Source organism: Aurantibacter sp. (genome assembly GCF_042094015.1).
Lineage (GTDB): Bacteria > Bacteroidota > Bacteroidia > Flavobacteriales > Flavobacteriaceae > Aurantibacter.
The window spans coordinates 1-11,088 of the sequence record NZ_JBELDZ010000078.1 but is presented as its reverse complement, the minus strand read 5'-3'; the positions used below and the strand labels follow the sequence as shown (position 1 = coordinate 11,088).

The 11,088-nt window shown below is 28.9% G+C and carries 10 protein-coding genes; 6 read left to right on the top strand and 4 right to left on the bottom strand.

The genetic code is table 11. From position 1 onward, the window contains the following. Window positions 1–127: 127 nt before the first annotated feature. Complete coding sequence (locus ACFDSN_RS10275; RefSeq protein WP_375239764.1) at window positions 128–2,092, bottom strand: putative porin; 1,965 nt, start codon at window positions 2,090–2,092, stop codon at window positions 128–130. Between the two features lie 93 nt (window positions 2,093–2,185). Here ACFDSN_RS10275 and ACFDSN_RS10270 point away from each other — a divergent pair, with 93 nt between their 5' ends. From ACFDSN_RS10270 to ACFDSN_RS10255, 4 genes are all read left to right on the top strand, one after another. Further along, entirely contained in the window at window positions 2,186–2,791 is a 606-nt protein-coding gene (locus ACFDSN_RS10270; protein ID WP_375239763.1) for a ribonuclease HII, read from the top strand. Between the two features lie 30 nt (window positions 2,792–2,821). Next, a complete protein-coding gene (locus ACFDSN_RS10265) occupies window positions 2,822–5,218 on the top strand; it encodes a ribonuclease HII (RefSeq protein ID WP_375239762.1) in 2,397 nt (798 codons plus the stop codon). Beyond that, window positions 5,218–6,267, top strand: coding sequence for a nucleoid-associated protein (locus ACFDSN_RS10260; protein ID WP_375239761.1), 1,050 nt, complete (start codon window positions 5,218–5,220; stop codon window positions 6,265–6,267). Before ACFDSN_RS10265 ends, ACFDSN_RS10260 begins: the two co-directional genes overlap by 1 nt. Before the next feature lie 120 nt (window positions 6,268–6,387). Continuing rightward, entirely contained in the window at window positions 6,388–6,810 is a 423-nt protein-coding gene (locus ACFDSN_RS10255) for a hypothetical protein (RefSeq protein ID WP_375239760.1), read from the top strand. Window positions 6,811–6,882: 72 nt separating this feature from the next. Here ACFDSN_RS10255 and yaaA read toward each other — a convergent pair whose 3' ends face one another. Genes yaaA through ACFDSN_RS10240 form a run of 3 tightly spaced genes read right to left on the bottom strand, consistent with a single transcriptional unit; the run spans window position 6,883 to window position 9,286 of the window. Then, entirely contained in the window at window positions 6,883–7,641 is a 759-nt protein-coding gene (gene yaaA / locus ACFDSN_RS10250; protein ID WP_375239759.1) for a peroxide stress protein YaaA, read from the bottom strand. A gap of 36 nt (window positions 7,642–7,677) precedes the next feature. Further along, window positions 7,678–8,718 (bottom strand): RluA family pseudouridine synthase, encoded by a 1,041-nt coding sequence (locus tag ACFDSN_RS10245; RefSeq protein ID WP_375239758.1) that lies wholly within the window; start codon window positions 8,716–8,718, stop codon window positions 7,678–7,680. A 7-nt stretch (window positions 8,719–8,725) separates the two neighbouring features. Beyond that, a complete protein-coding gene (locus ACFDSN_RS10240) occupies window positions 8,726–9,286 on the bottom strand; it encodes a PASTA domain-containing protein (RefSeq protein ID WP_375239757.1) in 561 nt (186 codons plus the stop codon). A 132-nt stretch (window positions 9,287–9,418) separates the two neighbouring features. Here ACFDSN_RS10240 and ACFDSN_RS10235 point away from each other — a divergent pair, with 132 nt between their 5' ends. Together ACFDSN_RS10235 and coaD are read left to right on the top strand one after the other, a co-directional pair. Beyond that, window positions 9,419–10,393 carry a D-alanine--D-alanine ligase gene (locus tag ACFDSN_RS10235; protein ID WP_375239756.1) on the top strand — a complete coding sequence of 325 codons (975 nt, stop codon included), beginning with the start codon at window positions 9,419–9,421 and terminating at the stop codon, window positions 10,391–10,393. Window positions 10,394–10,433: 40 nt separating this feature from the next. Continuing rightward, window positions 10,434–10,892 carry a pantetheine-phosphate adenylyltransferase gene (gene coaD, locus ACFDSN_RS10230; RefSeq protein WP_375239755.1) on the top strand — a complete coding sequence of 153 codons (459 nt, stop codon included), beginning with the start codon at window positions 10,434–10,436 and terminating at the stop codon, window positions 10,890–10,892. The last annotated feature ends 196 nt before the right edge of the window (window positions 10,893–11,088 follow it).

The window sequence follows — 11,088 nt, the reverse complement described above, 5'->3', positions numbered from 1 at the left end:
TACTTTTTGGTAATTATTTTGTTTATTTTTTTTTAAATTACATAACACTCTTTAGTACAACGATATAAACGCTTTTACAACTACAAATAAAACAAACATAACAACTGTAATCAAAAAAAAAATATTATTACATAAAGAAATTCCAAACCAAACCAAATCGAACAGAAAAATCTCTGTAAGGGTAATTTGGTGCCGTTAAATAATCTCTTCCGGTAAAGGCTGCATTAAAATGCTCTGCTTTTAAATATATACGCGCTTGTCTCAATTTAGCATTAATAAAGAAATCTATCTTAGGAAAACCTCCCACTTCAACATCTCTCTGTACGTAGAACTCTGAAAGTAAAGGATTATAATTATTCATATAATATTCGGTAAAGTAACTAGCTGTAAATCCTGTTTGAAAATATAGAGCTTTCTTAAATGCAAAGTTCTCATAATATAATGTACTCCTTGTTATAAGCTCTGGAACATTAAAAATTTCATTTTTATCGTTCACTTTTTGATATTGAATTGTAGTTTCTAACCCCAAATGCCTATACCTAATATCTTTATTAATCTTTAGTTTTAAGTAGGAAATACTCTTGTCATTTTGTAGAGCCTCAATCTGTTCTGATGTTGTATTTTTCATAAAATACACATAATCATTGATTGTTGAAGCTTGTAACTTTACATTTGCCCATTTTTTAGAGATGACTTCCGCATCTACCTGCTGAGTCTTTATAGTATTAAATTTATTTAACCAATTATAATTTAAATAACTACTTTGATACAACTGCGCATTATAATTAGGAGCAACAGTATTGTTATTTATTGCTGCCTTTAATAAAATATCTTCATTAAGTTTATAATCTACTTTTGCTAAAAAATAATTACCATTAAATTCTCCTGAAACATTTGCACCAGCTTCAGTTTTTATATTAAACCTATTTATTCTTTTATTATATTTCCCTCCAACAGAAAACACATCTCCTTTAAGCCTGTTTGTAATTGTTTGGTTTTGTTGTATTATAAGCTTATCATAACCATAATTATAATCGGTATGTGCTCCAAATATTTTTAATGTACCAATAACATTATTACTATAAGTAATACTAGCTTCGTTATATAGTTCTTCAAGCTTTACAAAGTCTATTAGATTTCTAGAATAAGCTGCATCGCCAAAAAAATCATTTTCTGTAGATTGTGTAAATCTATAGTTCTTATCTTTTAATTTAAAAATGTGCCCAACAGATACATTATTATAAGACACACTATCTTGCTTTTTTATTAAATGGTAATAGTGATTTAAATACGTGCGTTTTCCTTTTAAAACACCTTCTGCATCTTGAAAATTAACTTCTAAAACTCCTCTGTCTAAAAAATCTTTATCTCCAGACTGAAAAAACCCTAAGCTTTCATCTGTTAATCCACCATTTTCTTGATTCAAAATATCTTGAGATAAAAAATGGGCATGCGCAACATATCTCTTGTTTTTTGACTGATAACTTGCTGTTGTTCTAAAATTACCCGTACTAGATAAAATATGCTGATAAGTTCCCAAAGAACGCAAACCTTTATACGCAATAGATATATTAAACTGCTTAGACGTGTTTGTTGTAAAAAAAGCATCTAAAAGCTGACCTTGTTTAAACGCTGATTTATAAAACAATTCTGATAGTGGCGTTGGAACATGATAATAATTAACATCTTCAACTTCCATATAATTAAAATGCTTACTTCTAGCACCAAACTGAGGCATTAATCTCATTGAAGAAAAATCGTATCCTAATGTATTATAGGTTTGTCCTAAATTTGAAAATTGCTGAAGTTCAAAGTTGTCTTTTCTTAAGTAATTATATTTATAATCTTTTGCTACAGTTAAAGTTGTATCTACATATGTAGTATCTGCTACATGAGAGATTATCAAGTAATCAGTAATTTTGGCTTCTCTTTTTTTGTCAATTTTATTAGAACTCTTAGAATTCTTTTTTACAGAATCATTTGGAAAACTTAATTCATCCATAGCAGGTCTACGTTCTATCTGGCTTGCTGGCCTTTGAGCAAACATAGATTGAACACTAACTAAAAAGAGAAATACAATTATTTTTTTCATCAAGAGAAATTTTAGACCTTGCAATTTTATAATTTAGTGTCAAAAATAGGAAATATCTTAGAAGTAAAGCCTTAAAAAAAGTTAATACCAATTATGCTATCCATTAATCACTCTGGAAATATATTAGAATGCGGCACAGACGAAGCTGGCAGAGGTTGTTTAGCTGGACCAGTTACTGCTGCTGCGGTGATTTTAAAACCAAATTTTAAAAACGACATTCTAAATGACTCCAAACAATTAAGCGAGAAAAAACGTGATTTATTGCGTCCAATTATTGAAGAAGATGCTTTAAGCTTTGCATTTACTCATATTTACGAAGCTGAAATTGATAAAATTAACATTCTTAATGCTTCAATTTTGGCAATGCAAAAATCTATTGAGCAATTAAAACCAATTCCTGAATTTATTATTGTAGACGGAAATAAGTTTAAGCCATTTAAAAACATACCACACGAAACTATTATTAAAGGCGATGGAAAATATTTAAGCATTGCAGCAGCTTCGGTTTTAGCAAAAACATACAGAGATGATTATATGAATAAAATTCACGAAGAATTCCCAATGTACAACTGGAAACAAAACAAAGGTTATCCAACAAAAGAACACAGAGCTGCTATTAAAAAATATGGCGCAACAAAATATCACAGAAAATCGTTTAAATTATTACCAGAACAACTAGAACTTAATCTAAAGTTATAATTAAATTAGCGTTTTAAAATCCTTATATATATGAAAGCATTTTTGCTATCCTTAATATTTATCTCTCTTTTTGCTTGTAATACAGATTACAAGAATGCTAACCCAGAAGATTTTTTAAATAAAAATGCACAAACTATTCTTAGAATTAATGGTTTAGAACAATTATCTAGTAACATAAATAATTCTCATTTTTTAAATCAATTAGACAAAACAAAAACATATTCTACATTAAAAGAGAAATTTTCAATATTTAATTATATAAAAACAAAGCAACCTATATATGTAAACCTTTTTTCTTCGGAAGAGTTTTCGTTTGCTACAGCTTATTCAGATTCTTTAGTTCAATCCTTAAGTAACAAGAATATTTTAAGGGATTCTGTTTCAGTTGACGCTATAATGGCTGAAAAAATCACTTTTAACAACCAAAACTTATATGTTGCGTTAAGGGATTCTGTAATTATTGGTGCAAATTCTAAAGAACAACTTAAAGCTATTTATAATCTAGAGAAAAACGAAGACCTTTTAAAATTACTAAAAACAACAAATAAAACATCAGAAATTTCAATTTTAAGTAACCAAACAACAATTTTTAAGCAACCAATATTTATAGATAGTTTATTAAACAAAAAACAACTAACTAATTATTTAGCTTTCGATGTAGATTTATCTCAAGAAAACATTTTACTAAACGGAATTTCAAAAGCGAAAGATTCCACTAAAAGCCTAATAAATGTATTTACTAATACTATTCCTCAAGAAAACGAGCTGGCTTTAATTACACCAAATAATTCGGATGGTTTTTTAAGTGTTACATATAACGATTTTGAAATCTTCCGCGAAAACTTAAACACGTTCAATAAAAAAGCAACCGTAAAAAAAGAAACCTTACTTTTTGATAATATTACAGAAATTGGAGTTATATATAATGATACAAATGCGTTTGTTTTAAATACTATAGATACAGAATTAACTCAAATTGCTTTACAAGAAGAGCAAAACGAAATTGAAGTTTACAGAAGTATACCTATATATAGTTATAGTCAAACAGATATTCTTAAAAATCATTTTTCGCCTTTTATAAATCAAGAGGTTACAATGTATTGTCAAATAGATCAGTTTTTTGTGTTTTCATCTTCTAAAGAAACACTTCAAAACATAATTGCAAATTACCAGAACAAAACAACATTATTTTTTAAAGACTACTACAAAGCAGTTAGCAAGCAACTAAGTAGCCAAAGTTCTTTATTACAAGTTGTGAATAATTCCGCTTTAGCTTCAATTTTAAATTCATCTGTAAAAAACACATCTAATTTAACTTTAGACGACTATAAAACAAGTGCTTTTCAGTTTAGTTACGATTATGATTTTGCTCATTTCAATGCTGTATTTAATAAAAGTAAAATCACTAAAAAAGTAAACACTATAAGCGAAAAATTCAATATTAAACTAGACCACGCCATTTTAAACAAGCCACAATTTGTAAAAAATCACGTTTCTGGTAAAAACGAAATTGTAGCTCAAGACATAAAAAACACTTTATACCTTATTTCTAATTCAGGTAAAATTCTTTGGAAAAAAGACTTAAAAGACGAAGTTCTTGGAAAAATAGAACAAGTAGATCTTTATAAAAACGGAAGATTACAATTGGCTTTTGCCACAAAAAAAGCCATTTATATTTTAGACAGAAATGGAAACCAAGTAAAACCCTTTCCTGTAAAATTAAATGATAACATTACACAACCGCTTTCTGTGTTTGATTACGATGGCAAAAAGGACTATCGTTTTTTAATTACTCAGAAAAAAGAACTTTTAATGTTAGACGCAAAAGGAAAAACTGTTACTGGATTTAAATACAAAAAAGACAACAAAATTACATCTCAGCCAAAACATTTTAGAATTGGCAGCAAAGATTACATTGTGTTTAGCTCAAAAAACAAATTAATTGTTTTAGATCGTGTTGGGAAAACAAGAGTAACAGTTAAAGATGAGTTTAATTTTTCTGATAATAATATCTTTTTAAACAATAACAAGTTTACATTTACTAATACATCTGGTGAATTAATCCAAGTAAATCATAAAGGTCACGCAGCAAAACAAAGTTTACTATTAAATAAAAAACACGGGTTTGATGCTAGTAGCAAAACGTTAATTTATCAGTCCGAAAACAAATTAACCATAAAAAACAAAACCATAGAATTAGATTTTGGAAATTACACAAAACCAAACCTGTTCTACTCCAACAATAAAATATTTGCATCTACAACAGATTTACAAACTCAAAAAATTTATGTGTTTGATAGTAACGCAAAACTATTACCTAATTTTCCCATATTTGGAAATGCAACTATAGATTTAAAAAACACCAATAACTTAGAAATTATCACAAAAGGAGATTCTAATAGCATCTTATTTTATACCACAAACTAATGATAAAACGTAACAACGCATCCATATTTAAATGTGTAATCCATAAAGTTGGAAACAAATTTAACAGCACAAAAAATGCATTCTCAGAAAAAGAAGTCGTTTTTGACGAAGCTAGTTACGAACTTATGCTTCCATTTTTATTACGTCCATTTGGTAGCGTTGTACAAAGTCATCGCTTTAATCATCACTCCAATGTAGAGCTTAACGAAATTAATAATTACGCCAACTTAATTTTTGGCGATGACAATCAGTTTTTAGATACTTCCAAACATATTGTAACACATTTATTTGAGCAATCCAACTCGGCACAAATAAAAACAGGAGATGTTTTAGTAGTTTATTTTAATGGCATACAGTATAATGATATGACTGTTGATGCTTTGGGAATTTTTAAAATTGAAAATAAAACCAACTTTTTCCAAACCTATTTAGAAAACAATAGTTACGATGTTTTGGTACAAAGCGGAATTAACTCTAAAAAAGTAGATAAAGGTTGCCTTATTTTAAATACTAGCGATAGAGAAGGAAATATTATTTTAAGCGTAGATAACAATAATTACGACACACAATATTGGATTAATAAATTCTTGAACATTAAATATGCAGACGATACTAATAGCCATACACAAAACTATTTAGAACTGTGTAAAGAGTTTTCTACAGAAATTATAAAAAACACTTACGGACAACAAGAACGCAGTACGTTTTTAGCAAAAACAGTAGACTTTTTTAAAGAAAATGAAATTGTAAATGTTGAGCGTTTTAAAGATGAAGTCTTTGAAGAAGACAAATACAAAACCTTATTTGACGATTATAAAAAAGAATTTGAAGGCGAAAACGATGTTTTAATTAGAAACCAGTTTGATGTAGCTGAAACTGTTTTTAATAAAGAAAAGAAAAAGATTAAATCTGAAATAAAGTTAGATACAAACATTCAAATAAAACTAGATATTGATGCGCCAGATGCTTCTACAGAATATTTAGAACGTGGTTATGATGAGGAAAAAAAAATGAATTATTATAAAGTGTATTTTAATACTGAGGATTAAAATAAAAACAAAAAACCTGTAACAATTCCATAAAACATACTACACATAAGTATGATAAAACTTAAACTAGAAAAAGTCTTTCCAATTAATTTAATTGTTTTCGGTTAATTTCTTATGATAATGGGATTAGCTCTTTTCACCCATCTTGAATTACCCCAAACTTTTATAGGCCTAATACTTCTAATTCTAGGATTGTTTTTAGCAACTGCTAAAGATGGAATTATACTTGATAAAAGAAATAATAAGTTTAAAAAAACTATTTTCTTTTTAGGGCTAAGATTAGGAAAATGGAAATCATTTGAGAGATTTACAGATATTGCAATTTTAACTGGAAACATTGGACTTGGTTTTTATCGCTTTATCGCATCTCAAAAAACAACAACATTCCACTCAAACAAAGTATTTGAAGTTTATATGCTAACCAAAAACCACAGAGAACGTATTATTTTAAAACGTTACAAACAAGAAGAAAAAGCAACTATTTCTGCTCAAGATTTAGCTTATGAATTAGGAATGGAACTTAATATTTTTAGTCCTAGCTAAATGAAAACAAATTCCGCTTATTAGAAAAATGACAAAACTGTAAACTGAATACTAAATACTGTCAACTATTATCTAACGTGTAAACACCAATTCTGTATCAGAAGATAACTCTTGCGAGAAACCATAGTTGTCAACTCTAAAACCTTTTAAATCTTCAATAGTTTCACAATTGTTTTCTACAATATAACGTGCCATAAGACCACGCGCTAGTTTTGCGAAAATTGCTACAATTTTATAAGTGTCGTTTTTATATTCTTTGAAAGCCACATTAATTACTGGCACTTTTAGAGTTTTAGTATCTATAGCTTTAAAATATTCGTTACTTGCCAAGTTTACAAAAACCTCATCATCTTCTAACTCTTCATTTAATTGAGCAGTAATGTCTTTTTTCCAGAATTCGTAAAGGTTTTTATTTTTACCAACCGGTAATTTTGTCCCCATTTCTAATCTATAAGGCTGAATTAAATCTAATGGTTTTAAAATACCATATAAACCAGATAAGATTCTAACCTTGCTTTCTAAGGTATCTAATTTTGAAGTCTCTAAAGTATAAGCATCAAAACCTCTATAAACATCGCCACTAAAAGCATAAATTGCTGGCCTTGCATTTTTTGGAGTAAAAGGTAGTTCCCAATTTTGAAAACGCTCGTAATTTAACTGACCAATATTATCGCTTACTTTCATAAGCTTACTAATAGCTTTTGCAGATTTTTTACGCAATAATTTATTCAATCTTTCAGATTTATCTAAAAATTGAACTTCAGTAAATTTTTCGGTTGGTAATACAGTTTCAAAATCTAAAGACTTTGCTGGAGATATCACTAATTTCATACGTTCTAATTGATAATCAAATTTAGAATAAAAACTCTACTCGTCTAAATGTTTAGAGTACGATTTCCATTTTTCAATACAAGTAGCCATATCTTCAGGGATTTCTGTATTAAAACTCATAAATTTATTTGTAGTTGGATGTACAAACCCTAAAGTTTTGGCGTGCAATGCTTGTCTTGGTAATATTTTAAAACAATTATCTACAAATTGCTTGTACTTAGTAAAAGTTGTTCCTTTTAAAATACGTTCTCCACCATAACGTTCGTCGTTAAAAAGCGTATGTCCTATATGTTTCATATGCACGCGTATTTGATGTGTTCTTCCAGTTTCTAACTTACAAGACACTAAGGTTACATAACCCAAACGTTCAAGAACTTTATAATGCGTTACTGCTGGTTTTCCTTTATCTTCATCTTCACCAAAAAAGACTGTATTTTGCAATCTATTTTTTGGATGTCTTCCAATATGTCCTTCAATAGTTCCTTCATCCTCATCAACATTTCCCCAAACAATTGCAACATATTCACGCTCGCTAGTTTTTGCTTTAAATTGCGCAGATAAATGTGCCATTGCCTGTTCTGTTTTTGCAACAACCAAAAGCCCACTAGTATCTTTATCTATTCTATGAACTAATCCAGGTCTATCGCTAGAGTTATTTGGTAAATTATCAAAATGAAAAATTAATCCGTTTATTAAAGTACCAGAATAGTTTCCGTGTCCTGGATGCACAACAATTCCTGCTTGCTTATTAATAACCAACAAATCATCGTCTTCATAAACAATATCAATTGGCATATCTTCTCCAACTAATAAATTCTCAAATGGTGGATGCTCAAAAAGTACTTTTATAGCATCTTCGCCTTTAACCTTATAATTAGATTTTACAGGTTCTCCATTTACATGAATATTTCCACTTTTTGCTGCAGCTTGAATTTTAGTACGCGTTGCGTTTTCAACAAAATTCATTAAATATTTATCAATACGTAATGGCTTTTGCCCTTTATCAGCTGTAAAACTATAATGTTCGTATAATCCGTCTTCTGATTTCTCTATTAATTTCGGCGTGTTATCGTCCATTATATTCTTATGGTGTTTCTGTTGTAGATAAATTTCCTGGACGTTTTCCATTTCCCAAAACTAAATCTATAACAGTTGTTTTAGGTAATCTTTTATTTGGTGCAATAGGCTTTCCTTTAAACTCCATCCCTAAAACAACATCTTTTGCAATATTGTTAACATAGGTTAGCTTACCAATTTTAAAACCCAAAGCTTCTAAAGCTGGTTTTGCTTGCCTTAATGTTCGTTGTTTTAAATCTGGCACTAATACTTTACGATAACCAGATGGATTTAACGTTACATATATTTTTCTATTCTCTTTAACTTTATTACCAGAAATTGGATCTTGTTCTATTACAGAAAAACGAGGGTATTTTGGATTGTAATTAGCCGAGTCTTGGACTACTAAAACCAAACTTTCTTTATTTAACTCAATCTCCGCGACCTTTAGAGATTTACCTGTAAGACTTGGTACGGTTTTAAATTCTCCATTATTGGTTGTACTATCTAACCACATTAAGGCCAAAAACACAATTACAACTGTTGCAACAATAGCCAAAGCTACTTGTTTAAAAAATGTTTTACTCATTAAAAATTTTACCAAACTCATATTTCCCATATTGTTTAACAAATATAAAAAACTAAAAGGTTTATTCTTCCAAATTTAATAAAATAGCAGTAGATTTATACTTTACATACTCAAAAAGCACTTTCAATATAAATGAAAAAAAATATTGCTATAATTATGGGAGGATTTTCAAGTGAATTTGAAATCTCTCTAAAAAGCGGAAACGTAGTTTACAGTAACTTAGACGTTTCAAAATACAATGCTTATTGTATTCACATTTTCAAAGATAAATGGGTTTATGTTAACTCTAAAAATGAAGAATTCACCGTTAATAAAGGCGATTTTTCTATTTTAGAAAACAACAAAAAAATCATTTTTGATTGTGTTTTTAACGCCATTCATGGTTCTCCTGGAGAAGACGGTTATATGCAAGCATATTTTGAGTTACTCAATATGCCGCATACAAGTTGTGGAATGTACCAAGCAAGTGTAACTTTTAATAAACGTGATTGCTTAAGCATTTTAAAACCTTATGGTATTTTAACTGCCAATAGTTTCTATATTAATAAAGGAGATAAAATTAATAAGCAAAATATTATAGACAAAGTAGGTTTACCTTGTTTTGTAAAAGCCAATAAAGCAGGTAGTAGTTTTGGAATCTCTAAAGTTCATAAAATTGAAGAATTAGATAAAGCCATAGATATTGCTTTTAAGGAAGATGATGAAATTATAATTGAGTCTTACCTAGATGGCATAGAGGTTTCTGTTGGTGTAATTACTTATAAAGGTGAAACTAAAGTATTACCAATTACCGAAATTGTAACTGAAAACGATTTCTTTGATTACGAAGCAAAATATTTAGGGAAATCTCAAGAAATAACACCAGCACGATTAACAACAGAACAAGAAAACTTAGTAGCTATTGAGGCTAAAAAAGTATACGAAATTTTAAAAATGAAAGGGTTTAGTAGAAGTGAGTTTATCTTTAAAGATGGAAAACCTCATTTATTAGAAATAAATACAATTCCAGGTTTAACGGAAGCAAGCATTTTACCTCAACAAGCTGCTGCTGCTGGAATTAGTATGGCAGAATTATTTAACAATGCTATTGAAGAAGCTTTAAAATAAAAGAGACTTCTAAAATAAACGCAAGTAAAAATTTAAGGTTATGAAAAGAGCAATTTTTCCAGGATCTTTTGATCCAATTACCAAAGGACATTTTGATATTATAGAACGTGGCGTTACACTTTTTGATGAGATTATTGTAGCTATTGGTGTTAACTCAAGTAAAAAATATATGTTCTCTCTAGAAGAACGTAAAAGCTTTATAAAGAAAGCTTTTAAAAATGAACCAAAAGTAACTGTGGTTGACTACAAAGGGTTAACTGTAGATTTTTGCAAAGAAAACAATGTTGAATTTATTTTAAGAGGCTTGCGTAATCCTGCAGACTTTGAATTCGAAAAAGCTATTGCGCATACCAATAGAGATTTAGCGCCTATAGAAACTGTGTTTTTATTAACCGCAGCAAATACATCTTATATATCTTCTTCTATAGTTAGAGAAGTAATTAGAAACAATGGTGATTACACAAAACTAGTTCCTAAAAGTGTTAGAGTTAATTTGTAAACTTCAAATAGAAGTTACGTTTCATATAAAATGAATTTTACTTATTTTTCATCATAATTACAACAAAAAAATGCGACTTGGATAATGAAATAATTAAATTACCTTTACGGGATAACAATGATAGTTATCTTATTATAACCCGAGTTATTTACGGGATATCGGTGATAAAAGTTGTTATATAACACGTTGTAGGTAA

Bases quoted from the DNA above. Each gene is read 5' to 3' on its own strand.
- ACFDSN_RS10240 (WP_375239757.1), bottom strand. From the start codon at position 9,286: ATGAGTAAAACATTTTTTAAACAAGTAGCTTTGGCTATTGTTGCAACA.
- ACFDSN_RS10275 (WP_375239764.1), bottom strand. From the start codon at position 2,092: ATGAAAAAAATAATTGTATTTCTCTTTTTAGTTAGTGTTCAATCTATG.
- ACFDSN_RS10245 (WP_375239758.1), bottom strand. From the start codon at position 8,718: ATGGACGATAACACGCCGAAATTAATAGAGAAATCAGAAGACGGATTA.
- ACFDSN_RS10270 (WP_375239763.1), top strand. From the start codon at position 2,186: ATGCTATCCATTAATCACTCTGGAAATATATTAGAATGCGGCACAGAC.
- yaaA (WP_375239759.1), bottom strand. From the start codon at position 7,641: ATGAAATTAGTGATATCTCCAGCAAAGTCTTTAGATTTTGAAACTGTA.
- ACFDSN_RS10255 (WP_375239760.1), top strand. From the start codon at position 6,388: ATGGGATTAGCTCTTTTCACCCATCTTGAATTACCCCAAACTTTTATA.
- ACFDSN_RS10235 (WP_375239756.1), top strand. From the start codon at position 9,419: ATGAAAAAAAATATTGCTATAATTATGGGAGGATTTTCAAGTGAATTT.
- coaD (WP_375239755.1), top strand. From the start codon at position 10,434: ATGAAAAGAGCAATTTTTCCAGGATCTTTTGATCCAATTACCAAAGGA.
- ACFDSN_RS10265 (WP_375239762.1), top strand. From the start codon at position 2,822: ATGAAAGCATTTTTGCTATCCTTAATATTTATCTCTCTTTTTGCTTGT.
- ACFDSN_RS10260 (WP_375239761.1), top strand. From the start codon at position 5,218: ATGATAAAACGTAACAACGCATCCATATTTAAATGTGTAATCCATAAA.